We start from the raw sequence: 22,984 nt of genomic DNA, 5'->3' as shown, positions 1-22,984 counted from the left end.
CCATCCTTTTATATATTCATTTCAACTTTCCGCCAAATACCGGGAAGTAGCTGTGTTCGCCGTAGCTCTCAAGAGGTTCTATATTTTTCAAAGTCTCCATATCTGCTTCACTGATCACAAAATCAAGTTCTGCATTGATTCTCATGTGGTCTGGATTTGCCGTCTTCGGAATGACCACGAGTCCAAGCTGGAGATCATAACGCAGGCACAGCTGAGGCACGGATACTCCATACTTGTCAGCGATGGCTTTCATTCTCTCATGATTAAGCACAGCGCCGTGTGCAATGGGGGAGTAGGCCTCGATGACGATGTCATTGTTTTGGCAGAACTCGATCAGCTCGAACGGCGTGCTGCTCACATGGGCCAATATCTGATTGATCACAGGTTTAATCTCACAGCTTGCCAGAATATTCTCTATGTCATCCTGAAGAAAATTAGACAAACCGATAGCCTTTACTTTACCTGCGTGATAAGCATCCTCCAGGGCTCTCCAAACTTCTTTGTTCTCTTCAAAATAACGTTTATCCGTACGGAATTCCTGCCAAGGCTGGGGACTATGGATAATTAGAAGGTCGATATAAGACAGTCCCAGTTTTGCTAGGGATGCATCAATAGACTGTTGTACTGCGTCATCATTTTTTGCTTCTGCAGCAATCTTGGTCGTAATGAAAAGCTCCTCTCTTGGAACGCCGCTGGAACGGACCCCCTCACCTACTCCAGCTTCGTTCATATAGGCCTGGGCGGTATCGATATGACGGTATCCGATCGCAAGCGCATCCTGCACCGCTTGCGCCGCCTGCTTATCGTCGAGCAGCCAAGTGCCAAGGCCTAATTTCGGAATTTCTATCCCGTTTGCTAGTTTGACAGTATCGTTAAACATGTATTTGTCTCCTTTGTATTTTTTTCATTTATTAGACTTATTCTTGTTATCTTTTCCTAATTCTCAGGAAGAACTTCATTTATACACGCTAATGCATTCAGTGTCCTTGGGAATCCGACATAGGGAAGGCAATGAGTAACGGCACTGATCAGGGTATCTTTGCTGTTTCCTACGTTAGAGTTACCCTGAACATGGGAGCGCACCTGATTTTCAGCACCGCCTAAAGTAAGGATGATGCATAATGTCAACAGCTCACGAGCTTTCAGGTTTAGGCCGCCGCGAGTATAGAAATCCCCAAAGCAAAAAGCAGATAGATAATCCTGGATGTGCTTTTGATTTACCGGCATATTCTCTTTCATTTCTTTGATTACATTGCCAAATATCTGTACCTGCACAGCAAATCCTTCATCCAAACGAGTTGTCTCGTTCACCTTTGCTTGGCTTTCAACGGGTAACGAAATATGGTTGGCCTTGAAAGCCTCATTGACTTCATGGATGGCATTTAATGTTTTAGGAAATCCGATATAAGGAGCACATTGATAGACAGCTTCTTTAATCTCTACAGGTTCTACACCAACTCGAAGTGCAGCACGAACATTTTCTTTGAGTTGAGGGAGCGTGGGGTTAGCTGCAAGAACGACCAGAGTAATCAGCCCGCGCTGCTTATCGTCTAGATTTCCTTGGTGGAAAATTTCCCCATGAGTAAAGCGGCTCAGAATATCCTGAAAATCAGGATCTGTATCGTGAGCGGCAGGGGCCTGTTCGCCGAATAGCTGTCTGAATTTTTCTGCGCTTTTCTCTATTCGATCCATCCTTTCACCTCCTGCAGTATTTTATTCCCGTAAGGATATGCGCATATTGATGCGTTACCGCACATCTGTGTATAATATTAAAATGAAAAAATGAGGTGTTCAATAATCAGAATGTTGTGATTCGTGCGTTACCGCACAGTCCTGCAAAAATGTACGTGAAGTCTTACAGAAAGCTTGGTGAACTTAAAATGATTAAGATGGATCGAAGAGCACAAAGGTCTCAGACGGCAATTAAAAAGGCTTTTATCGAGCTGATGGCTGAAAGAAACTTTGATCAGATGACGATACAAGATATTTCGGACAGAGCGAATGTCGGCCGAAGAACCGTTTATGATCATTACATGGATAAATTTGATATATTAAATAAATTAATCGAGGAACATATTCATGAACTGAAAATATTGTGCAGAGATGCAGATGATTTAAGCTTTGCAGAGGGAAATTTGATCTGGTTTGAGTACTTTGAGAAGCATGATTCTTTCTTCTCTACAATATTAGCCAGCAAAGGTGCTTCTGTTTTCCGCAGTCGTTTCCTTGAATTTGTTATGGAAGAGCTGGAGGGAGAAGTGAAAGAGGAAGGGATCAATCATGGTTTAAGCAAGGATTTGATTGTTAAATTTTTTGGTGCTGCCATTGTAGAAATTGTGATTGCGTGGATCAATCAAGGTTTATCAGAACCTTCGGAAATAGTAGCAGAGCAGGTGGGGATTTTATTAGATCGAAACTTTTAATTGAGGGCAGGGCAGCCATCAGGCTGCTCTTTAAGCTGCTGTTTTTTGTTATACTAGCTTTTAAGAGTATTATAGAGTGAAAGGATAAACGAACAGGCAGGAGGGACCACTTACCATGAAAAGCAATAACATACATATTCGAGAATTAACCGTCGAGGATGCGCCTGGGCTGCTGAAGCTGCAGGAAGAGAACCGGGAGTTTTTTGAACGCTACTCGCCGACTCGTACTCCCGACTATTACACGATGGAAAGCATGCTGACACGTATTCAAAAGCAGACCGAAGCCAGGCAGAATGACCAGGCCTACGATTTTGGAATCTTTACGAACGATAACGATCTGTTAGTGGGAACGGTCAGCCTCTTTCAAGTAATGAGGGGCCCTCTTCAAAGTGCATTTATTGGTTACGACTTAGATCAAAAATATAACGGTAAAGGCTATACGACAGAAGCTGTACGGCAGATTGTTGAGTATGGATTTTACGAATTAAAATTACATCGTATTGAAGCAGGGGCCATGACGCATAACATCGCATCAATTCGGGTGCTGGAGAAAGCCGGGTTCCATAAAGAAGGCGTTGCCCAAAAGAATGTTCACATTAATGGAAAATGGGAAGATCATCAAGTGCTTGCGATCCTTAATCCAGGCAGCTAGTGGCTTTCATCTATAATTCTCACCAGCGGATAAACGGTGGGAATTTTTTATGTTCATTCGAAGGCTGGGGCTATGCTGTGAATATCTTCAGAAACCAGGATGAGAACCTACGTTCTGTACTTATATAATACATAGGTATATAATTAAGATCCAATGAAAAAGAAAGCATTAGGACAAGTACATTGACGGATAGCTAAAATTGGAGGACTCTGTATGCCATATTGTAAAGTCAAGAAGGCTAATATCTATTACGAGGAAATCGGCGAAGGAAAACCGGTGATCATGATTCATGGTTTTTCACCAGACCATCGGTTGATGAGCGGGTGTATGGAACCGATATTTCAACATATTCCCGGTTGGCGCCGTATCTATATTGACCTGCCAGGTATGGGGCACACCAAGGATTACGATCAAATACATAGTTCAGATGATATGCTGGAGGCCGTTCTGGATTTTATTGAAACGATGGTCCCGGATCAGGATTATCTCATAGCAGGCGAATCATACGGCGGTTATATTACAAGAGGTATCATTCATAGACATAAAGATCGTATTGGCGGAGCTGCACTGATCTGTCCGTTAATTATCCCTGAACACCGTAGAAGAATCGTTCCCGAGCATGCCGTCATCCATTGTGACCGCGAATTTATGGACACCTTAAGCGAAGAGCAGAGAAACGATTTTAGCGCAAATCAAGTTGTTCTTAATGAGTACAATTGGAAGAGGTATACCGATGAGATCGTGTCAGGTTGTAAGATCGCTGACTACGAGTTTCTTGATCATATTCAAGAAAGATATTCATTTTCCGCTAATGTAGATGAATTCGTATTCGATAAACCAACGGTATTCACCCTAGGACGACAGGATGCAGTTGTTGGTTACGTGGATGCTTTTAGGATTTTAGATCATTATCCAAGAGCAACCTTTGCTGTTCTGGATCGGGCAGGTCATAATCTTCAGATCGAACAGGCCCAGTTATTCGAGTCCCTTATATGTGATTGGCTTGAAAGAGTAACAGAATCCGGCTTTTAGCTGGAGTCTGGGGACTAAGGGCCCAGGAGGTCGGCTGCTATGAATGCCTTGTATACAGATCAAATTAAAATAGCGCCAGGCTTCATTTCCTACACCAATAGTAAAGGAACAGCGTTTGAAGATTCTGTAGGGGATATTCTAACCCATGTAGCATTACATGGTCAGTATCATCGAGGACAGATTAACTCCCGGCTGCGAGCAGATGGCAATGAACCAACCGGCGTTGACTTTATTACCTTTGTCAGATAGATATATCTCAAGGTGTTTTTTGTGAATCAGAGCTGCCGTTTAGGCAGCTTTTTTATGCAAATTGCAATTTACGAATGACCAGCCTGAATCTTATGGAAGAACGTAGATATGACTGAGCAAGGGACAGGAGCGTTTAACAGGATACAATAGTGTATTGCTCAGGGACTCAATCCGATGAATAGTTTATTATCACTTTGTTAATTTAAAAGAACCGTCAGGTGTTCCCGACGGTTTTTCTTAAAGGAATTGCTAAAACGATTCATTAATGACTAGTGTACCGTTTGTGTATTAGGCTTTACTGTGAAGGGTAATTAGGTAGCCGTCTGGGTCGGCAAATGTAAAGGTTCGCCCGAAGGGTCCATCTATTGGTGCCGATGTAATCTTCACACCTGCAGCTACAAGCTTGTCGTGGATTTCTTGGGAATTAGGGGCATAAAGCCACAGAGCAACACCAAGTCCAGGCTGAGTACCTGAGCCGAGTTCTGTACCTGGTATTAGGTCACGAAGAGCAAAGGCAATAGGCTTGGTTTCAAAGACCACAGCATGAGGTGGTCCTGCCTGTGAGCGAACCAGTCCGAGATAGTTTTGATAGAATTCCGCAGAGCCTTCAAGATTACTCACTTGAAGTGAAATGAAGTCGGGTCCAATTGCTGACATAATATAATGTCCTCCTCTGTATATGGGTTGTTTATGTCTTGATTATATAAGCCCCCTACTGCCAACAGTGTGTCAGCAGCAGTTTTTCATTTTTTCGATTTCTTCTCTTAATCGGTTTTGCAAGCCGTGAGCAGTATAGGGGATATCACGAATTAGCTGAATCGCTTCAATTCTTTCAACAAGCGGTGAATGAAGGGATTGCTGCTATTTTCCATGCATGGGCATTTGATGAGGATCAGATCAGGTTGGTTCAACTGATTGAACGTTCTTATGAGGCAAATAATCTTGGGTTCGCAGATAACTGATGACTGAATACACATAGAATGGTTGTGTTATACTGGGAGCAGTAAAGTAAGTATGTTGATTGGTGGTGCTTCGTTTCATGAAAACTTCGGAAGAATTAAAGAGTATTTTTAAAACAATCGTTGTGTCGGTTCAAGAAAAGGCAAAACAATCTGAAGCTCCCATTTTCTATTTTGAAAATGGCAAACGCATTCGTCAGGAGCCAAACGGAGATCGATTTGTTCAAATCATTGACTCAAATGGAGAAAAAGTGGACTACAAAATATAAATGTGGAGGCCAGTATGCCTGAGCTTACCCTATTTGCAGGCTGCAACGGCGCCGGCAAATCAACCTTAATTGAACATTTTGGTGAAACCTTCGATAACCTGATCAATCCAGATGTCTTTGCAAGGTCGCTCAACCCCGAGAACCCACGTAAAGCAGATCTTTCGGCGGGCAAACTTGCCTTAAAGGCGATTAGGGAGTGTCTCGATAAAGAAGTAAATTTTGCCGTGGAAACGACCCTCTCCAGTGACTTTTATCTGAAACGGATGCGGGAAGCAAAAGCGAAGAGCTATCGTGTCTACTTCTACTACATCGGGCTGCAAGATGTGCAGATGCATATTGACCGTGTACGCACCCGTGTTATAGAAGGAGGTCACCATATTGACAGTCCTGACATCCTTCGGCGTTATGATGCTTCTTTAAAAAATCTTAAAGAAGCCCTGTCCCTCTCCGACTATGGTGTTGTGATGGATAATAGTGATCGTATGCTCAAAACGTTACTTGTCATGGAAAATGGTGTTGTAACCGAACAATCGCTTTATCGGCCTTACTGGCTTGATCAGGCTCTTCAGCGTTAATTTCTTTCGCTATCAGTTGGCATTCATTTGTTCGCATAAGTAAAACCCGCTTTCTTTTCACTGAAAGCGGGTTTTTTCTCATTTTATCGTAATGCCTATATAAAGTATTAAACTGCAGCCGCAGCATAAAGCTATCGGGCAGATTCGTTCAAGTTGGTTGTAAGTACATCTCTTAAAAAAATCGCAAAAGCAGGGAATTACGAGAAATATGTGGAATAATTATACAAATACCCTAATTTGGAGGTTGCCAAATGGCGTTCCCGACACATATTGTATCCGCAGGCGGAATTGTAGAAGATGGAGCTGGAAATATCCTTTTAGTAAAAGCCCATGATGATGGTTGGGTGTATCCTGGTGGCATAACTGAAGTCGGAGAAAACCTGATTGATGGCGTGATTCGTGAGATTAAAGAAGAAAGTGGAATCGACGCTGCGGTTAGCCATTTAATTAGTGTTGTTTCAAATACAGCCATCCATAAGTGGTATGACGGTGTGACTGATGTCCCTACCAAGGTCATGTTTGATTTTGTGTGTAAAGCTGTGGGTGGAGAGTTAGCTACCTCTAATGAAACGAGCGAATGCAGGTGGGTTCCAAAGGAAGGTGTTCTGGATTTAATTACTTTGCCGGGAATCCGCAAACGTTATGAAGCTTATTTGAACTTTAACGGCTCTGTAAACTATATGGAGTATGTCACTGCGACAACGACAGAATTTAATGTCAGGCTTCAAAGGAAAGTTTAATTGTACCGAGAGTGATAAGGTGGTAGTCGAATGTGAAATGAATGAACATGATTCAAAGATCCGAGCCATGGAAGCATTATACAACTAAAAGTTTGGCGGGCTGAATGAAAGGCAAATCTTATAAGTGAGGGTGATTCGTTTGAAGCAGGGACTTATCGTGTATTTGAACGGAACTTCAAGTTCAGGGAAGACTAGTATTTCTAAGGAGCTACAAAAACAGAAAGAGGTTCCATTTCATCATTTATCTATAGATGAATTTTTAGGTGGTTACGATGATTTTATCGATAAGAAATTTCCAGATATTGAACCTACCAGAGAAGTAGAAGATCTTGGGCAAATCCTTTTTGGTCCCATTGCCTCCGTGTATTTTGCAACCATCAAATTGTTTTCAGAACTGGGCTTGAATGTCATCGTCGACACCGTGATCGATAATGACAAGTGGTTTAATGATTGCCATGATCTGCTTTTCGATTATCCAATGCTGTTTGTAGGTGTATTATGCTCGAAAGAAGAACTTACAAGAAGAGAACAGCTAAGAGGAGATCGAATGATTGGATTAGCAAGTGCCCAGTTCGACAAAGTTTATTCCTTTCATGAATATGACCTTGAAGTAAATACAGAACAGCTGAATCCGGCAGAATGTGCCGATAGAATATTAAGTTTTATTAATTCCGGTCAGGATTGCTCTGCGTATAAGAAATTAAGTAAAAGAGAGATTACGGTTTCATAGGAGGCGAGTTTCCCAGGTTTTAATACATACAACGGCTGTTCGATCCCGCATATAATGCGGGATTTTTGCATTCCTACAGCGTATAAGTGGACAGATGTGCGTTTGTTAGGGCCAATCTTTATGGGTTTTCAGATTTCTGTATTTATTAATCCCACAGCACAGTTTAATATCAACCATCTGCAGTATTGATTCCTCTCACCATGAATTACGAATTTAACGTCTGACATTCGTAAGAGTACTACCCCATTCACCGACTGGTTCAAGCCAACTTACGATTCTATCATCAATAAGGTTCGTAAGGGCACCTTCGTATTCAGCACGATAAGGTTTAGTAAGTTCATTTTGAATCCAGCTTTCTCTAGTTCCACGCCAGATTTCATAGATGACAAGATCATCAGGATTATCAAGATCATCGGAGACGATAGCATTGACAAAAGAAGGTTCACTTTTGAAATTGCTAATCAATGCAAATAGGCTTTCACGGAAAGTTTCTTTTTTACCAAGTTTAACTTTAAAGCGAATGTTGAGAATTATTTGACTGTTGCTTGTTGACATTGTTACACACTCCTAGTATTAATTTGTATTTTATTCCTTTCACAGGTCTCATTATGTACTATGTTTCACTTTTAGAATAGTACGCACTTTTAAGTTATATAGTAACTAAAAAGTAATAATAGTGATGATGACAAGTATAAGTTGATGTAAGAATTTATTTCTATTCTACATTTAATCTCTGATATTCATCTTTGTTCAATGTCTTCTCTGCATAATTTTGGCCCCAGTCACAAAGAGCTCGCAAAGTTGGTTCGAGTGACATACCTATTTCTGATATTTCATATTCCACTTTTGGTGGGACTTGATTGTACATTTTTCTTATAATCAAATGATTACTCTCCAACTCACGCAACGACTGAATTAACATTTTTTGAGAAATTGATGGTATCAGTCTTTTTAATTCGCTGGTTCGTTTAGGACTTTTTATTAAGTAATACAGAATAAGAGGTCTCCACTTTCCGCCAATGACATCTAACGTTATTTCCAGATCACAATAAAAAGTTTTCAATGTAAAAACACCATCCTTGATTTAATCTTTGATTAGTATAGTACATGCCTTGATTAAATCCGTATATCTTGTTATATATTCTGTCTACTAACGGGAAACTTGAGTCTAATATATTCGTCCGAAGGTTAAGACTGTTTCAAACCATTTCGATAGTGAGTTGGTGATTCGCCGGTCCATTTTCTGAATTGCTTTGAAAAATACAAAGGATCAGAAAAGCCGCAGGAGTTTCCGACCTGCTCAATACTTATGTTGGTATTCAATAACTCTTTGGCTCTTTCCATACGCACCTGATTGATGTACTGCTTGGGAGATAGACTGGTGAGCTGTTTGAACACTTTGGTAAAGTGTGTGCGGTGGTAGCCAAGAGAAGTCGCCAACTGATCAATGGATATAGGCTGCATATATTGCGTTTGGAACCATCTGATGGCTTGTTCTACTGCGCGTTCAGAATCTGTAACCATATCTGCTGAAGAGTAATGCAGTTTATTGGCATTCAAGCGTGCGAATTCCGCCAGGAGGATGCGAAACCAGCCATCAGCAGCCAAGGTTGTAATAATCTCGCCTGATTTACATTCCAATTCATGTTCTATCGTTTCAAGGATGCCGGCCACATAGGCAGGATCTGCACCTCGGATAACAGGGTCTGTTATGGTAACTCCAATGCTTTCAAGCATTTCTGTAACGCGCCGGCCTTGAAGGGCCACCCAACGGTATGACCATGGTTCCGCATGATCGGCCTCGTAGCTAAATAGAACTCCTGGAAAGATAATGAAAATATCTCCTGGACCCAGACGACGCTTCTTCCTCTGCCATTCGAACGTACCATGTCCCTGATCTACACTATGAATCAATATGTAATTATGAACGGCCGGCCCGACCTTATGGCGAGGATGCGGTCTTGCTGCACCGGCAAAGGTAACATTCAGTTCAGCATTTAATAAATAAGGATTGATCTGTACTCTGAACGCATAATGTTCCGGATTTTCCATCATGTCCTCTCCTTTGGTATAGCATAGATTCTCATATAATAATACTACAAATCTCCATATATGAATGGCAATGTTCCATCCTCAAACTGCTGCTCTGATTTTATAGTAAGAAATATAAACCTCATGAGCAGCACGGGGAAATGAACAAGAGGAGCGTGTTGGAAGTGAATAAAATCGTCTTTTTAGGAGCCGGAAGCACCGTTTTTGCTAAAAATGTACTTGGTGACTGTTTATTAACACCAGCCATCCAAGATTTTGAGATCGCTTTATTCGATATTAATGCAGAGCGGCTTAAAGAATCTGAGGTTATGCTAAATAATATTCGTGCGACATCTGGAAGTAAATGCGACATAAAGGCATATACCGATCGTAAAGAAGCATTGCGCGGCGCCAAATATGCCATCAATGCCATTCAGGTTGGCGGGTATGATCCATGTACGATTACGGATTTTGAAATACCCAAAAAGTATGGGCTGAGACAAACGATTGCTGATACGGTGGGAATCGGCGGAATTTTTCGGAATCTGCGTACGATACCGGTTCTGGAGGAGTTCGCCGCAGATATCCAGGAGGTTTGTCCAGATGTTTTATTTCTGAATTATACAAACCCGATGGCAGCGTTGACCCATTATATGAGCCGGCATGCCGGAGTGAAAACCGTAGGTTTGTGCCATAGCGTGCAGGTTTGTGTGCCGCACCTTTTGGAGTCATTAGGCATGGACTATGAAGGCGTTCAATCCCGGATTGCAGGTATCAACCATATGGCCTGGCTGTTAGAAGTATCCCGAGACGGGGTGGATTTGTATCCCGAAATTAAGAAAAGAGCTCTGCAGAAGCAGCGGGAAGGTAAGCATAATGACATGGTGAGATTCGAACTCATGAATCGTTTTGGCTACTATGTCACGGAATCATCTGAACATAATGCGGAGTATCATCCTTATTTTATTAAAAGAAACTATCCTGAGCTTATTGAGAAATTAAATATTCCTTTGGATGAGTATCCTCGGCGTTGTGTTGAGCAGATTGAGAACTGGACACGAATGAGAGATGAGTTTGTCGGCAACCCGCATCTGGAGCATCAGCGATCGCATGAATATGCATCCTATATTATTGAAGCGATGGAGACGAACAAACCCTATACTATTGGAGGAAATGTGCTGAACACCGGATTAATTACCAATCTGCCAAATGAGGCATGCGTGGAGGTACCTTGCCTGGTCGACGGTAATGGGATCAGCCCAACGTATATCGGAGATCTTCCTCCTCAATTAGCAGCTTTGAACAGAACAAATATCAATACTCAACTGCTGACGATCGAAGCGGCAGTTTCGAGAAAACGGGAGCATATTTACCATGCAGCGATGCTTGATCCACATACGGCTGCTGAATTGTCTCTGGATGATATTGTTGCACTCTGTGATGAACTGATTGAAGCCCATGGAGAATGGCTGCCCGTCTTTAGTTAAGGAATTACTACGAGAGCGATAAATTTCATACTTTGCAATAGGAAAAAAAGCTGTGTCAGGCACAGCTTTTTTTGTTTTCGCTATATTCCTTTATTTTACTGTCCATAGTGCTGACTGAAAGGCATTTATAATAGGTGAAATTTATTTAATTTACAGTATAAAAATTCTAGTTTTTGTGTCCGATAAACTTCTTATCTATTAGAGCATTAAATGTTGCTGAAACCCAGAAACAAATAATCATCTAGAGATATATTTAAGAAGAGGGGTTTCTCATGAAGAAGAGACTTAATTTTAAAACTAAATCCTTGTCTGTTTTATCTGCAGCTGCATTGCTTGGCTCTATGGTCACAAATGCTTATGCAGCTACGGCTTTAACAGACATCCCGAACAACTACGCTAGGGAAGCTATTTTGGAGTTGGTTTCCAAAGGTATCATGAACGGAACCGGGAATGGGAAATTCAGTCCTGCCAGCAACATTACCCGACAAGATTTTGCCATTGTACTTGCAAATGCTCTTAAATTGGACGTGAATTCCAGCCCGTCAAGTGCTGCGTTTAAAGATGTACCTGCTACGAGTTATGCCTTTGCCTCAGTTGAAGCTGCTGTAAAGGCCGGAATTATTAAGGGAATGGGCGGCGGACTCTTTGGAGCGACACAGGACATCACCCGTGAGCAAATGGCGGTTATGTTTGTGAATGCTTTACATCTGGATGTAAGTAACAAAAATTTGAATCCTCTAACGTTTAAGGATGCCGACCAAATATCTGGTTGGGCCAAACCTTCAGTCGCTGCAGCGATCGAGCTTGGACTAATGACAGGTAAACCGGATGGTTTCTTTGACCCATCACACACTGCCAGCAGACAAGATGTAGCCTTAGTGGCCTCCAAGTTTTTGGCGGAAAAAAAGAAGATGGATGAACCAGAACTGACGCCGGTACCGACACCAACACCGATGCCAACACCGGTACCGACACCGATGCCAACACCGGTACCGACACCGATGCCAACACCAGAACCGACGCCGGTACCAACACCGGTACCGACACCAGAACCGACGCCAACACCGGTACCAGAACCGGAACCTGAGCAGGATGAAAACCAAGCTCCTGTTATTTCCAATCTAAAATTTGTGGACGATAATAAAAATGAGATTCTATCCATGGTGGAAGTAGGTACCGCTCTTAATATTGAATTTGATTACCAAGATGCGGAGAATGATCCACCTAAAATTATGCATTACAAATGGTATCTTTCGGATGACGCCGAATTTGCGAATAAGGAACTAATCGACGGCGTTGATATTAATCACTATACTCCTACAGAATCGGATATTGGCAAGTATATAATGGTAGAAGTCACTCCATATGCCGCTACCGGCACCGAGATCGGGCTGGCGGCTTCCAAGACACTAACCGTTCCTGTTTCCGCTCTGAGAACCTTAACAGGAAAATTTGGTTTTGATGCGAATGATACCCTTACGGCTAAAGAATTTACGGAAGGTACGTTATCGAAAATTCGTTTTGATTATTACCCAATGGAAGGGATGACCAATGGAACTATTGAAGTCTCCATCGAGGGTATATCTTTTTCTGTTTCGGATTATTACAACTTGGGTGAAGAATGGATAAATTTTACGGAAGATCAGATATCGAACGATGGCCATACGGTTACGATTGAAAATGTCAACACTGCGAGTCATAATGCTGTTTCCTTTGAATTAGGAGGGTCAAGCGATCCTGTTGGGAAAGTTATTCCCGCTGCCGGTTCTTACAAGATTACATTGAAGGCTGACGCCGATGGAACAGGTGTTAAGCTGCCAGCCGAAGAACAAACGCTTACTCTTATCTCAAACCCGGCGGTCTCCGAAGGAGAGTAAGCTATACACTATATTTTCTTAGTGGCATGTTCCTGACTAACGGCATGTGATGGATGCTGGAAATGTTCGTGAAAATCAGAAAGTTTAAACCTCCTATTAGAAGCAAATCAGAGTTATTGTTCTAATTAGGAGGTTTTTTGTATGTTATTAGCGAACATTGAGGTCCGTCTAGGGCGGGCATTCGAATTAATATAGTACCAACGAACATGCTGTGCACATTAACCCCCCCCTAATACCGCTCGCCATCCGTTGCATTGCCTAGAATAATGGCTGCAGCCTCCGCCTTAGACAGCCTATGGATGCCACAGCAGCAAAACGAAGCAAAGGACACACTTATTCTGTTCCTTGTGTCATACCAACCGCGCGTTGTTCCCGGCCGTTTAACCGTATTCGGATATGAGACGGATCTACACTTTCATCACGGAAGCTGACCAGCACATTCTCTTTATGTGAAGAGGAACCTTCTGTGTAATTCACCTCTACATACTTACCTTTATATTCGACGGTAATGGCCGAAGGAATTCTCCAGCCGCGGATTTGAATGGTATGCATCTTCCCGCTCCTGTGGGTGTCCACAGACTCGATGACCGCACCTTTCTCATAAGCGATACCGCCATAAATTCCACCGCCGATTCGTATCGTGTAGGGAATCTCCTTATTGCCTGACGAGAAACCGGTGAATTCCGTAACGATACGAAGGCTGTTGGTTGCATTAGTAAAGTTTTCATTCAGCTTTATCGTCTTATTCGGGTCTCCTGCAGTCCAATATAGAATGAGGACATTCCGTTTTTGATAAATCTTAGGATTATTCATATCGTATTGTTCAGCTTGTTGATGGAAATCCGCCAGTCCCTCTTTACGCTGCTGCTCGGAAGCAAAAATATAGATGGACGCTTCCTCCGCGGGAGCGGACTTCTCACGGGCGCTGCCGACGGCGTATTCATGCGGCTTCACCCCTGCCAGAACCCAATCCTGCCGGGAAGACCGGGGATTGAAGGTGATTCCCTTGGCACTCATGGCTTCCTCCACACTTGATATATCGTAGTTCATCTTGACCTTGGCATCCAGACCGTTCGCAGCAGCCGGTTCGTTATTCGAATCCGCTGCACAAGCTGTCATCATGGAAAAGAGTAATATCGCAAGGATTATTTTCAAGATGTTCATAGAAGGCCCCCTTGATCCAGGATACATACTAAACGGGATAAACCAATTATTGGTTGCAGCAGAGAGCATACGGATCAAGCCTAAAGACAGGACTTATAAAGGTAGAGTGAATGCAGGTACATTTGATGATTATGTTTTACGGTGATTTGACACTATTGCAATATAAAAATGGTACGATAGGATCGATTTTAAAACATAGATTACGCTGTTCCTAGGCACAAAGGATGAATTTTATGAAAAGATTCCCTTCACATTATTCCTATAGACATGCATTTCATTTCTTCAGCTACCTGTACCATAACATCCAGGATTCTATTTATTCCTACAGACAATTTTCAGGACTTCAAAAAATTATACGCAATCGAATGCTTGCTACCTATTTTCAGCCCATCATCAATTTGCAGGACGAATCCTGTCTAGGTTATGAGGCTCTGAATCGTCCTCCGTCATCCATGCTTTTTCCGAGCACCGAATCTTTTTACGATTTCATCGGACATACGGATCAGGTTTTCGAATTTGAACGTTTTTGCCGTGAAGTTTCTATCGAGCGCTATCACACGACGGTAATGCTGGAGAAAAAAACAAAAGATACGGTCATTTTTCTAAATGTGCATCCGCGGGTTTTATTGGATAGCAGTTACCGCAGCGGGGAGACCATTTGCCTGCTGCAAAGGTATGGATTATGTCCTGAGCAGGTGGTTTTCGAATTAACCGAGAAGCAGGCTGTGCATGATTATGTTGAATTTGAACGGATTCTCTCCCATTACCGGTCCCAAGGCTTCCGGATTGCCATTGATGACGCTGGCTCCGGATATAACAGCCTCAAAGCGATTGTCAGTTTGAAGCCGGATTTCATCAAGCTAGACCGATCTTTAATTCGTCATATCGATACACAGCCCGATCAGCAGCAGCTTATCAAAATTTTGAAGCAATACACTGCCGGTTCGAATACCTCGATCATTGCTGAAGGAATTGAACGCTTGGAAGAGATCGGGTTTCTCAGAAATGAAGGGATTGAATACGGACAAGGTTATGCGCTGGGCAGACCTGTACAGAGTTAGATAGTGCGTTGTATAGACCAGTATGTTACATAAATTCGAATGCTGGATTATAAATGCCGGATAATGAAGGAGAATGGGCGGTATGTTCACACAAATTGGGGAGCTGGCCGAGCAAATCCCTGTTGTCAGACCGGAAACGAAATGTGATATCGTTAATCGTCTTTTTAAATTAAATCCGTTTTTGGAAGGGGTCGCTGTTCTGGGGGATGACCCTGTGCCATCTTTAATTATGCGCAGCCGCTTTTTTCAGCAGATGGGTACCCAATACGGATATAACTTGTATATGGGACGTCCGGTTGAACTCATTATGAACAGCCAGCCGCTGGTTGTTGATTATCTGGAGGATATTACGAGTGTGAGCATCCGGGCTATGAATCGAACGGAGGAAGAGCTGTATGATTTGGTTCTGATCACTTCGGAAGGCAGTCTGGTGGGTGCTGTGAGTATCAGGCGGTTGCTTCTGGCTGCTGCTGACGTCCGCACGGAAATGGCTATTTTTATGAATCCGCTGACGGGTCTCCCGGGTAACCGGATTATTGAGGATCGATTGCAGCAATCCAGCCAGCTTGACCGATTCAGTGTGCTGTACATCGATTTGGACCATTTTAAATCATACAATGACAGCTATGGATTCAAAATGGGGGATCAATTGATTCAGGCGACAGCAAGTCTGCTCCGATCTTATTTCTCTTTTCCGGATGCATTTATAGGTCATATCGGAGGAGACGACTTTATAGCGATCTTGAACAGCCATGACTTCAGATCTTGTTGTGATGAAGTGATTGCAGGATTTGAAGAGATTAAAATGCAATTTTATAACCAGAAGGATCTGGACAACAATTTTGTAATGGGTGAAGACCGCGCAGGTCAGCATCGACCAATCCCTCTCGTTTCAGTATCCATTGCTGTGGTTACGAACCGGGATCAGGAGTACAAGGATATTGACCATATTGTCAGTGAGGCAACTCGCATTAAAAAAAGGTGTAAATCGGTGAGAGGCAGTATTATTTGTACGAATGAAGCAGCGTTAATATAGCCGCCTATTTTCCTTATACTCCGCTAACCCCCAGGAACCTTTGCGAATATACTGTGGCAAATACCCTGAGGAGGAGACTTATGCAGATCATCTATCCTTTGAACCAGGATACCTGCAAGGCGCATATTGGCAAGCGGGTGTGTGTGATGCTTCAGGACGGGGCCCAGCTTAGCGGGATATTGAGCGGTGTCAGCGATAAAGGGCTTGATTTTAATGGGAAAGTCGAAAGTATCCGTGCGGTCGCTAAGCCTGCAAAGAAGGCAGAACCCAAGAACGGAGCCAAGTCTGGCAAAAAAGCAAAGGCTGCCGCCGTCCAATCACCGCAGGCAGCTGTTCCAACGAAGGAATCCGGTGCAGTCCAAGGGCGCGGCTTAACGCCGGGCGTGGATTATCCTTATCCTTTTGCCCTGGCGTGGAGCTCGGTAGCCTTTCTGTTCCTGTTAGCCTGAACTTATATGAATGAAGCAATGGGGTGAGCCCTGTTGCTTTTTTTGTTGAACGCCAGGATCAGGGTATCACCAAGTGTAAAAATATGCCATAATAGACCGCAAGCTAACGGCGTCAGCGATAAGGGGGATACCATGAACTATATCTGGATCGGCAGTGAGAAACCTTACCTGAATGAACCTAACGTGATTCGCCTGAATAAAGAATTGGTAGCCGGTCATTATGGCGGCAATGTGGCACAAGGTGCCCATAAGAATGAGGATGCCCTGTACGTGCTTCGTGACGAGCAGGATGAATGGACCTTTGCTGCCATTCTGGATGCACACCGTACGGCGGATAGTGCGGAATTGGTAATAGATATGTTAAAGAAACACGGTAAGGAACTGGAGAGGGTGTGCAGGCATAAGGAGTCTTTTCAAATGCTGGAGGCATTTATTCTCGGCAAGCTGACGAATGCTGAGTTTCTGGCTGTGTGTACGCAGCTCCAGGGCGAGACCTCCTGCCTGTTCTTGTATCAGAAACATAATTATATATGGTGGATGTCAATCGGGGACTGTATGGCTTACCTTCTTCATCCGGAGTTAGCGCGTTTGGGACAGTACATGCTTAATCAACGGCAGTTCTATGAATGGGTTGGCTTGGAGAATAGTTTTTCACAGGAAATTCCGTCCTATACTACAGGCCGGAGGCAGCTGCGTCAGGGCAGCAGTTACATTGTACTCGCTACTGATGGCCTGCTGGATACGAAAGACCAGCGATATGAAGAGCCAGAACCGTTCATGCAGGTATGGCTGAAGAGCCCGAATTTGGAAGCAGGTTTGGACGAATTGGTGCACTCCTTGCATGCAGGAGGATGCAGGGACAGTGCCACCTTGTTATGCTGGAGAGTGGACCACAACCGTCCTGCGGCCATGCCATCAGATATGCAGCAAGGTTAATACATAATTAGGAGTGAGCTATCATGATTTTGGAAACAGCCGTATTAAACGTTAAACCTGGATTGACGGAAGCGTTTGAACACAATTTCAGCAAAGCTTCGGCCATCATCTCGGGGATGCAAGGGTACATCCGGCATGAGCTGAACCGCTGTCTGGAAGACGATCACCAATATATACTGCTGGTAGAGTGGGAGACTTTGGAGGATCATACGATCGGGTTTCGTCAGTCGGTGGAATATCAGGAATGGAAAGCGCTGCTGCATCATTTTTATGATCCTTTTCCTATCGTACAGCATTATGTTAAGGCAGAGGGGTAGAGAGAGGCATACCTCGAGTTCCATATCACTTAGCAAAGGAGTTGTGCGGTTATGTTTGCGTTTTTCTCCATCATTATTAATATTTTTGTTCTCATCATCGGGGTCAAGGTCGGGATTGATTACTCCAAAAATACCAAGCACAGTGAAGAAATGCTTCAGGAGCTGAGGGAAATCAAAGAAGAGCTGCGTCGTAACAGCTCAACTTAATAGGCATGGTCAGGAGAAACAGAGCGAGGATGAGCGCTGCGGATAAAGCATACCGCAGTCTGCTAAACGACAGGATGAAGCAATAGGAAGAAGAATATGAACTGCTGGAAGAGGCAGCTTGCAGATTAGATTGAAGATCATCTGGATTTCGAAAGCAGCTTTTCATGAACTTTTATCAAGCATCAAATGAAACTGCACAGCGCCGTCATGAGCGGATGCGGATGCGTTTGAACGTGATAGAATCTCTACGGTTAAGTTTAGTCGGTTTGGGAGCCGGTCAAGTCCCTTCGAAGTTCCGGCGCTCAGATATTCATGATGGTCACGAATCGTATAGACAGCCCCGCCGGTCGTCTCCTCAATCAGCTTGCCATCGTTATAGAACCGGCATACGAGATCATTAGCCTCCAGTCCGCCGCCAATGACCTCGTAGCCGATGGCCAGCTCCTGATCGGTGAATGCTGCGCTGCGGAGGTTGAATTGAATGCCATTTACGGATTGGGTCTGAATTTCAATATTGGCTTCAGGGAGGTGGGTAATATCCTGATTGGAAGTGAAATGGTCGAATACAAGATAACCGATGATGGCAGCGACGCACAGAATAAGCCCCATCCATTTGGATGTGGTTGATGAAGGTTGCATGCTACATCTCCTTGCTGTTACAGAATAAAAATAAAGTATAGCATTCTTCCGCAGGTACTTAAACTATGATCGATAGGGAGGAAGAGAACAGGGAACAGCTAACGCTAAAAAACCCTCCATTTCAGGAGAGCCTGGGAGCTACAGCGCGAGGGCTTCTTCGGTGATTTGTTTGACATCAATGGGTGAGATCAGGCTCTCATCGATAATGTCAGGGAGAATCTGATCGAGAAAATAACGGACACAGTGAAGATCAATGTTCTTAATCTTAACCAAGGCGTTGCGGTACATAATAATGAATTCCTTCTCGGTGTTGCCCCGCTGGAGCTCAGCGAACGCTTCATAGACCTGATCCATTTTATCCGCTACTTCCAGAATCAGACCTTCGACCGTTTCGTCCTTGCCTTCACGCAGCTGCCGGCGGAATATATCCTGAAGCTCCTCCGGAATATTCTCTTCAATAAAATGCCGGATCATCCCTTCTTCAACCTGCTGCAGCATGGAGCGGAGTTCGAGGGAGTGATGCTTGACCGGTGTTTTGATATCTCCGATAAAAATCTCTCCATAATCATGGCTGCTCGTAATCTCATACAGCTTCTTCCAGTCAATGGCAACCCCATGCTGCTCTTCGATATCGGCAAGCGTTTTGGCGTACTGCACAACTTTCCAGGAGTGGGCGGATACGCTGTGTTCCTCGAACTTGAACTTGCCCGGGGCACGGATAATGCGTTCCAGATCGTTCAGCGAGCGAAAATACGTATGGATTCCCATGATCGTCATCATCCTTTTGGCATTGTTGTAATGGATAGTATGAACTGACTATACCGGAACTATGTCATCATGGGATTAATCCTGTGTAAAAGGAGTGAAACAATGGGTCTCAGGCGGTCTCAGGCGGTTCCCCCTGTCTAATCTCGCTGTTTTCTCGTAATAGCATTAAAAATAGAAAAAAACACCTAATGAGCTAAATGAATAGATATCCATTTTCCTTGGATAGAGGCTGGCTGCATTGGTATACTGTTTCTAACCAGTTTTGTTAACGAAAATTAAAGAAAATGATACACAATGAAGACTTTGTGTAAGATTATATAACATAGTAGAGGAAAATAGATGAAAAAGTTAAAAATACATAGAAAAAACCGTTTGTTAACGCTTTAACGATACCTTCGATTACTTGTATATTTATGAATATATGAGTACCATTCTCTCCAGTGATAGATTATCTAACGTAATGAAAAGGGCCATCTATCATAACCACAATGAGAGAGGAAGAGAGAGAATGCCAAATGTAATAGCTTCTTGGAAGAAACGACTTGCCGTGTTGGGCCTTGCCGTTACCTTGACCTCTGCTCCCCTGCTGACTCCGCATACGGCTTCGGCGGCCGCATCACTGCAAGCTTATACCGGAGATGCCGCTCAGGCAATTACACTGGGAATCGGCAGTGCGGACAAGGCGAGAACAGGATATGTGTCTGCGGCAGAGTTATCTGCTATCTTTCAGCAGGCAGCCAGGCTGGCGGGCAGCGATGCTGTATTCAGCACCTTGTCCGGCGGGCCGGTTCAGCGCAAAGATGCAGCGGTCCTATTGTCACAGGGGTTGAAGCTCCAATCTGCACCAGAATCTTACGGTGATGTGCCTGACAATGCCAGCTTTGCAGTATCCATTGGGGCTGTATCCAAGGCGAAGCTGATGCTGGGCGACGGAGCCGGACGCTTTGCTCCGAATGCCAAGCTTACATACGAGCAAGCTTATGCTCTAGCCTACCGACTGTACGACTACGTTAAGCCGTTTCAGCTTCTAGAGGCAACAGTAACTGATATACAAAAAGCAGTCGACCAGGGGAAATTGACTTACAAACAGCTTGTTCAAATGTATCTGGACCGAATCGATCAATATGACGATCAAGGGGTGAAGATCAACGCGATTCTGACGATCAATCCCAATGCGCTGAAGATTGCGGAGGAACTGGACAAGGAACGGGAAACGACCGGCAAACGTGGGCCGCTGCATGGTATTCCAATCATCGTCAAAGACAATTTTGATACGAATGACATGCCGACAACGGCCGGATGTGTATGCCTGAAGGATTCCGTGCCGGATAAGGATGCGGACCAGGTAGCCAAGTTGAAGGCAGCAGGGGCCATCATTCTGGCTAAAGCGAATCTGCACGAATTTGCATTCGGTATTACTACGTCCAGTTCCCTTGGCGGACAGACGCTGAATCCTTATGCTCCAGATCATTATCCCGGCGGATCCAGCGGCGGCACAGGGGCGGCAATTACAGCCAATTTCGCACTAGCCGGACTTGGGACGGATACGGGTGGTTCGATTCGCATTCCTTCCACCTTCAACAGTCTGGTGGGGATCCGTCCGACGGTAGGTTTATCCAGCCGTGACGGCATTATCCCGCTGGCTCTTACCCAGGATGTAGGAGGACCGATTGCCCGCACCGTAAGTGATGCCGCACTGCTTCTGGATGCTACAGCAGGTTACGATCCGGATGATACGGCGACTGCATACAGTGTAGGACACATTCCGAAGAGCTATACGGATTACCTGGACGTCAATGGCTTAAAAGGCGCCCGGATCGGGGTAGCCACTGAGTTGTTCGGTACAGGTGCAAATGAGAAGACGGTGACTGATGTCGTATATCAAGCTGTAGATGACCTGAAAAAGCTTGGCGCGGATGCCGTTCCGATCACGATACCTAACCTGGACCAAATCATGAAGTTCCCGAGTCTGAGCGGATATGAGTTCAAATTCCAGCTGAATGATTACTTGAAGGAGCTGGGGCCGAATGCGCCGTACCATTCTCTCCAGGAAATCATTGATTCCGGCGAATACGACAAGTCCCAGGAAAAGTCGATGATTGCGCGAAACAATATGGAATCTCTGGATACACAGGAATATAAAGACATCATTCTTTACCGCACCAAAGTGACCAGGGAGTCCCTGCTGAAGGTTATGGCAGATAACAACCTGGACGCCATCGTCTATCCTTCCACGACTCAGCCGGCTGCGAAGATCGGTGAGAGTCAGAATGCGGGTAACAACAACCGGCTAAGCCCATTCTCCGGTTTCCCGGCAATAACTGTACCAGCCGGCTTTACACCGGACGGCTTGCCGGTCGGCATTGAGTTTCTCGGCCGGGCCTTCGACGAGCCAACCCTGATCAAGCTGGCCTATGCTTATGAACAGGGAACCCATAATCGCAGAGCGCCTGCTTTACTGCCTTAACTCTTATTGCGACAAGATTTATCACCGTTTAGGACCGCCAACTGTCATGGTTTGTAAGACGGAAGGCGGTCTTTTATTCGTATACGAATAGACCAGAATTTTAACAGACGAATTCATAATCATTTAGTGCAGACAGAAAGCAGTTCTGCCGAGCAGGACGACTCTTTTTCTCATCAAATTCACAGAAACCCCTGCTATACTTTCCCTCATGAAGCTGAATCATTAAACTGTAAATAAGGGGAATATCGTATGAGCGAAGCGGCTGTAAAAAAGAAAAAAAGGTTTATTTCAAAAAAAGACCGCAAATGGGTCGTGCTCAGTCTGATCGTGACTGCTGTTATCGTCGCTTATGGCCTTTGGAATTTGCTTCATGTATATAACGGCACCATCGATTGGAATGACCATCATATTCGAGGGGTATACAAAAGCTATGGCTCCCAGGCGCGAATTCTGCTGTTTATAGTCCTGGCATATTATGTGGTTCTGTTCGTCCTCAAGCGCAAATGGCTGGATGCCTGGGGCGTGATCAAAAGGTTTGCCGCCCAGCTGCTTAAGGTCGCCCGTCGTCTTCATGTACCAGTGGCCATTATAGCGATGGGCCTAATTGCGCTGCATGTCATCGGAGCTTTCCTATTTGATTTCCGCTGGGATTTCAGCCATATCACCGGCCTGCTGGCCGGGCTTGCGCTGCTGCCTGTTCCGATCGCAGGCATATTCCGTTACAAGAAGCTGGATCGTCAGTGGCATTTGAGATCAGGGCTCGCTTTTGCTGTCTTATTCCTGATTCACGCTTTTTTATAACCTGATTTATCCACAATTAAATAAGAAGTGCAGGAACGCTGCGGCGGTTTCTGCACTTCTTTTGCTCTTCCGGACGTGCAGCCATGGAGCTGCGGATATACACTTTGCCGTGACT

26 protein-coding genes and 1 pseudogene are annotated in these 22,984 nt (G+C 44.2%); 18 read left to right on the top strand and 9 right to left on the bottom strand.

The features are described 5' to 3' along the window. Positions 1-16: 16 nt before the first annotated feature. Together Q5741_RS13975 and Q5741_RS13970 are read right to left on the bottom strand one after the other, a co-directional pair. The gene (locus tag Q5741_RS13975; protein ID WP_305024711.1) at positions 17-880 is read right to left on the bottom strand and encodes an aldo/keto reductase; all 864 of its coding nucleotides are present in this window, start codon (positions 878-880) and stop codon (positions 17-19) included. A 56-nt stretch (positions 881-936) separates the two neighbouring features. Beyond that, positions 937-1,692: a carboxymuconolactone decarboxylase family protein gene (locus Q5741_RS13970; protein ID WP_305024710.1), complete on the bottom strand. Its 756-nt coding sequence runs from the start codon at positions 1,690-1,692 to the stop codon at positions 937-939. 188 nt (positions 1,693-1,880) lie between these two features. On the opposite strand from Q5741_RS13970, the gene Q5741_RS13965 reads away from it, so the two are divergent. From Q5741_RS13965 to Q5741_RS13950, 4 genes and pseudogenes are all read left to right on the top strand, one after another. Then, positions 1,881-2,423: a TetR/AcrR family transcriptional regulator gene (locus tag Q5741_RS13965; protein ID WP_305024709.1), complete on the top strand. Its 543-nt coding sequence runs from the start codon at positions 1,881-1,883 to the stop codon at positions 2,421-2,423. Between the two features lie 115 nt (positions 2,424-2,538). Continuing rightward, entirely contained in the window at positions 2,539-3,075 is a 537-nt protein-coding gene (locus Q5741_RS13960) for a GNAT family N-acetyltransferase (RefSeq protein ID WP_305024708.1), read from the top strand. Positions 3,076-3,288: 213 nt separating this feature from the next. Continuing rightward, positions 3,289-4,107: an alpha/beta fold hydrolase gene (locus Q5741_RS13955; protein WP_305024707.1), complete on the top strand. Its 819-nt coding sequence runs from the start codon at positions 3,289-3,291 to the stop codon at positions 4,105-4,107. Between the two features lie 84 nt (positions 4,108-4,191). Next, a pseudogene (locus Q5741_RS13950) lies at positions 4,192-4,356 on the top strand (DinB family protein); the annotation flags it as partial. A 288-nt stretch (positions 4,357-4,644) separates the two neighbouring features. On the opposite strand, the gene Q5741_RS13945 reads toward Q5741_RS13950, so the two are convergent. Beyond that, positions 4,645-5,013 carry a VOC family protein gene (locus tag Q5741_RS13945; RefSeq protein ID WP_305024706.1) on the bottom strand — a complete coding sequence of 123 codons (369 nt, stop codon included), beginning with the start codon at positions 5,011-5,013 and terminating at the stop codon, positions 4,645-4,647. A 382-nt stretch (positions 5,014-5,395) separates the two neighbouring features. Between Q5741_RS13945 and Q5741_RS13940 the strand changes: the two genes are divergently transcribed. The 4 genes from Q5741_RS13940 to Q5741_RS13925 all read left to right on the top strand — a co-directional run bounded on the left by Q5741_RS13940 (position 5,396) and on the right by Q5741_RS13925 (position 7,629). Continuing rightward, the gene (locus Q5741_RS13940; protein WP_305024705.1) at positions 5,396-5,584 is read left to right on the top strand and encodes a hypothetical protein; all 189 of its coding nucleotides are present in this window, start codon (positions 5,396-5,398) and stop codon (positions 5,582-5,584) included. A 2-nt stretch (positions 5,585-5,586) separates the two neighbouring features. Continuing rightward, complete coding sequence (locus tag Q5741_RS13935) at positions 5,587-6,159, top strand: zeta toxin family protein (protein ID WP_305024704.1); 573 nt, start codon at positions 5,587-5,589, stop codon at positions 6,157-6,159. Between the two features lie 251 nt (positions 6,160-6,410). Next, a complete protein-coding gene (locus Q5741_RS13930) occupies positions 6,411-6,899 on the top strand; it encodes an NUDIX hydrolase (RefSeq protein ID WP_305024703.1) in 489 nt (162 codons plus the stop codon). Between the two features lie 139 nt (positions 6,900-7,038). Further along, positions 7,039-7,629, top strand: coding sequence for a chloramphenicol phosphotransferase CPT family protein (locus tag Q5741_RS13925; RefSeq protein ID WP_305024736.1), 591 nt, complete (start codon positions 7,039-7,041; stop codon positions 7,627-7,629). A 213-nt stretch (positions 7,630-7,842) separates the two neighbouring features. Here the strand turns inward: Q5741_RS13925 and Q5741_RS13920 are convergent, their stop codons facing one another. The 3 genes from Q5741_RS13920 to Q5741_RS13910 form a co-directional block, all read right to left on the bottom strand. Next, entirely contained in the window at positions 7,843-8,184 is a 342-nt protein-coding gene (locus Q5741_RS13920; RefSeq protein ID WP_305024702.1) for a putative quinol monooxygenase, read from the bottom strand. A 160-nt stretch (positions 8,185-8,344) separates the two neighbouring features. Beyond that, positions 8,345-8,692 carry a winged helix-turn-helix transcriptional regulator gene (locus Q5741_RS13915; protein WP_305024701.1) on the bottom strand — a complete coding sequence of 116 codons (348 nt, stop codon included), beginning with the start codon at positions 8,690-8,692 and terminating at the stop codon, positions 8,345-8,347. Between the two features lie 125 nt (positions 8,693-8,817). After that, positions 8,818-9,681 carry a helix-turn-helix domain-containing protein gene (locus tag Q5741_RS13910; RefSeq protein ID WP_305024700.1) on the bottom strand — a complete coding sequence of 288 codons (864 nt, stop codon included), beginning with the start codon at positions 9,679-9,681 and terminating at the stop codon, positions 8,818-8,820. A 164-nt stretch (positions 9,682-9,845) separates the two neighbouring features. Here Q5741_RS13910 and melA point away from each other — a divergent pair, with 164 nt between their 5' ends. Both melA and Q5741_RS13900 read left to right on the top strand, forming a co-directional pair. Continuing rightward, positions 9,846-11,147 (top strand): alpha-glucosidase/alpha-galactosidase, encoded by a 1,302-nt coding sequence (gene melA / locus Q5741_RS13905; protein WP_305024699.1) that lies wholly within the window; start codon positions 9,846-9,848, stop codon positions 11,145-11,147. Between the two features lie 272 nt (positions 11,148-11,419). Further along, the gene (locus Q5741_RS13900) at positions 11,420-13,024 is read left to right on the top strand and encodes an S-layer homology domain-containing protein (protein ID WP_305024698.1); all 1,605 of its coding nucleotides are present in this window, start codon (positions 11,420-11,422) and stop codon (positions 13,022-13,024) included. A 333-nt stretch (positions 13,025-13,357) separates the two neighbouring features. Here Q5741_RS13900 and Q5741_RS13895 read toward each other — a convergent pair whose 3' ends face one another. Then, positions 13,358-14,188 carry a hypothetical protein gene (locus tag Q5741_RS13895; RefSeq protein WP_305024697.1) on the bottom strand — a complete coding sequence of 277 codons (831 nt, stop codon included), beginning with the start codon at positions 14,186-14,188 and terminating at the stop codon, positions 13,358-13,360. 224 nt (positions 14,189-14,412) lie between these two features. Here Q5741_RS13895 and Q5741_RS13890 point away from each other — a divergent pair, with 224 nt between their 5' ends. The 6 genes from Q5741_RS13890 (at position 14,413) to Q5741_RS13865 (ending at position 18,194) form a co-directional block, all read left to right on the top strand. Next, positions 14,413-15,249: an EAL domain-containing protein gene (locus Q5741_RS13890; RefSeq protein ID WP_345784161.1), complete on the top strand. Its 837-nt coding sequence runs from the start codon at positions 14,413-14,415 to the stop codon at positions 15,247-15,249. A gap of 82 nt (positions 15,250-15,331) precedes the next feature. Beyond that, the gene (locus Q5741_RS13885) at positions 15,332-16,285 is read left to right on the top strand and encodes a GGDEF domain-containing protein (protein ID WP_305024695.1); all 954 of its coding nucleotides are present in this window, start codon (positions 15,332-15,334) and stop codon (positions 16,283-16,285) included. A gap of 80 nt (positions 16,286-16,365) precedes the next feature. Beyond that, positions 16,366-16,734 carry a hypothetical protein gene (locus Q5741_RS13880; RefSeq protein ID WP_305024694.1) on the top strand — a complete coding sequence of 123 codons (369 nt, stop codon included), beginning with the start codon at positions 16,366-16,368 and terminating at the stop codon, positions 16,732-16,734. Between the two features lie 132 nt (positions 16,735-16,866). Beyond that, positions 16,867-17,670, top strand: a complete 804-nt coding sequence (locus Q5741_RS13875) for a protein phosphatase 2C domain-containing protein (RefSeq protein ID WP_305024693.1) — start codon at positions 16,867-16,869, stop codon at positions 17,668-17,670. A 23-nt stretch (positions 17,671-17,693) separates the two neighbouring features. Next, on the top strand, positions 17,694-17,987 hold the full coding sequence (locus tag Q5741_RS13870; protein ID WP_305024692.1) for an antibiotic biosynthesis monooxygenase family protein: 294 nt from the start codon (positions 17,694-17,696) through the stop codon (positions 17,985-17,987). Between the two features lie 51 nt (positions 17,988-18,038). Next, the gene (locus Q5741_RS13865; protein ID WP_305024691.1) at positions 18,039-18,194 is read left to right on the top strand and encodes a hypothetical protein; all 156 of its coding nucleotides are present in this window, start codon (positions 18,039-18,041) and stop codon (positions 18,192-18,194) included. Between the two features lie 162 nt (positions 18,195-18,356). Here the strand turns inward: Q5741_RS13865 and Q5741_RS13860 are convergent, their stop codons facing one another. Together Q5741_RS13860 and Q5741_RS13855 are read right to left on the bottom strand one after the other, a co-directional pair. Next, entirely contained in the window at positions 18,357-18,833 is a 477-nt protein-coding gene (locus Q5741_RS13860) for a S41 family peptidase (RefSeq protein WP_305024690.1), read from the bottom strand. A gap of 138 nt (positions 18,834-18,971) precedes the next feature. Beyond that, positions 18,972-19,601, bottom strand: coding sequence for a YfbR-like 5'-deoxynucleotidase (locus Q5741_RS13855; RefSeq protein ID WP_305024689.1), 630 nt, complete (start codon positions 19,599-19,601; stop codon positions 18,972-18,974). A gap of 508 nt (positions 19,602-20,109) precedes the next feature. Between Q5741_RS13855 and Q5741_RS13850 the strand changes: the two genes are divergently transcribed. Further along, on the top strand, positions 20,110-22,068 hold the full coding sequence (locus Q5741_RS13850) for an amidase family protein (protein WP_305024688.1): 1,959 nt from the start codon (positions 20,110-20,112) through the stop codon (positions 22,066-22,068). Positions 22,069-22,317: 249 nt separating this feature from the next. Further along, entirely contained in the window at positions 22,318-22,869 is a 552-nt protein-coding gene (locus Q5741_RS13845; RefSeq protein ID WP_305024687.1) for a hypothetical protein, read from the top strand. The last annotated feature ends 115 nt before the right edge of the window (positions 22,870-22,984 follow it).

This window comes from Paenibacillus lacisoli, assembly GCF_030580655.1.
Classification (GTDB): domain Bacteria; phylum Bacillota; class Bacilli; order Paenibacillales; family Paenibacillaceae; genus Paenibacillus; species Paenibacillus lacisoli.
The sequence above is the reverse complement of the archived record's forward strand: the minus strand, read 5'-3'. Positions and strand labels throughout refer to the sequence as shown.

Excerpts from the sequence above, each read along its gene's own strand:
- Q5741_RS13975 (WP_305024711.1), bottom strand. The coding sequence starts at position 880 with ATGTTTAACGATACTGTCAAACTAGCAAACGGGATAGAAATTCCGAAA.
- Q5741_RS13970 (WP_305024710.1), bottom strand. The coding sequence starts at position 1,692 with ATGGATCGAATAGAGAAAAGCGCAGAAAAATTCAGACAGCTATTCGGC.
- Q5741_RS13965 (WP_305024709.1), top strand. The coding sequence starts at position 1,881 with ATGATTAAGATGGATCGAAGAGCACAAAGGTCTCAGACGGCAATTAAA.
- Q5741_RS13960 (WP_305024708.1), top strand. The coding sequence starts at position 2,539 with ATGAAAAGCAATAACATACATATTCGAGAATTAACCGTCGAGGATGCG.
- Q5741_RS13955 (WP_305024707.1), top strand. The coding sequence starts at position 3,289 with ATGCCATATTGTAAAGTCAAGAAGGCTAATATCTATTACGAGGAAATC.
- Q5741_RS13945 (WP_305024706.1), bottom strand. The coding sequence starts at position 5,013 with ATGTCAGCAATTGGACCCGACTTCATTTCACTTCAAGTGAGTAATCTT.
- Q5741_RS13940 (WP_305024705.1), top strand. The coding sequence starts at position 5,396 with ATGAAAACTTCGGAAGAATTAAAGAGTATTTTTAAAACAATCGTTGTG.
- Q5741_RS13930 (WP_305024703.1), top strand. The coding sequence starts at position 6,411 with ATGGCGTTCCCGACACATATTGTATCCGCAGGCGGAATTGTAGAAGAT.
- Q5741_RS13920 (WP_305024702.1), bottom strand. The coding sequence starts at position 8,184 with ATGTCAACAAGCAACAGTCAAATAATTCTCAACATTCGCTTTAAAGTT.
- Q5741_RS13910 (WP_305024700.1), bottom strand. The coding sequence starts at position 9,681 with ATGGAAAATCCGGAACATTATGCGTTCAGAGTACAGATCAATCCTTAT.
- Q5741_RS13900 (WP_305024698.1), top strand. The coding sequence starts at position 11,420 with ATGAAGAAGAGACTTAATTTTAAAACTAAATCCTTGTCTGTTTTATCT.
- Q5741_RS13895 (WP_305024697.1), bottom strand. The coding sequence starts at position 14,188 with ATGAACATCTTGAAAATAATCCTTGCGATATTACTCTTTTCCATGATG.
- Q5741_RS13890 (WP_345784161.1), top strand. The coding sequence starts at position 14,413 with ATGAATTTTATGAAAAGATTCCCTTCACATTATTCCTATAGACATGCA.
- Q5741_RS13885 (WP_305024695.1), top strand. The coding sequence starts at position 15,332 with ATGTTCACACAAATTGGGGAGCTGGCCGAGCAAATCCCTGTTGTCAGA.
- Q5741_RS13880 (WP_305024694.1), top strand. The coding sequence starts at position 16,366 with ATGCAGATCATCTATCCTTTGAACCAGGATACCTGCAAGGCGCATATT.
- Q5741_RS13875 (WP_305024693.1), top strand. The coding sequence starts at position 16,867 with ATGAACTATATCTGGATCGGCAGTGAGAAACCTTACCTGAATGAACCT.
- Q5741_RS13870 (WP_305024692.1), top strand. The coding sequence starts at position 17,694 with ATGATTTTGGAAACAGCCGTATTAAACGTTAAACCTGGATTGACGGAA.
- Q5741_RS13865 (WP_305024691.1), top strand. The coding sequence starts at position 18,039 with ATGTTTGCGTTTTTCTCCATCATTATTAATATTTTTGTTCTCATCATC.
- Q5741_RS13860 (WP_305024690.1), bottom strand. The coding sequence starts at position 18,833 with ATGCAACCTTCATCAACCACATCCAAATGGATGGGGCTTATTCTGTGC.
- Q5741_RS13855 (WP_305024689.1), bottom strand. The coding sequence starts at position 19,601 with ATGGGAATCCATACGTATTTTCGCTCGCTGAACGATCTGGAACGCATT.
- Q5741_RS13850 (WP_305024688.1), top strand. The coding sequence starts at position 20,110 with ATGCCAAATGTAATAGCTTCTTGGAAGAAACGACTTGCCGTGTTGGGC.
- Q5741_RS13845 (WP_305024687.1), top strand. The coding sequence starts at position 22,318 with ATGAGCGAAGCGGCTGTAAAAAAGAAAAAAAGGTTTATTTCAAAAAAA.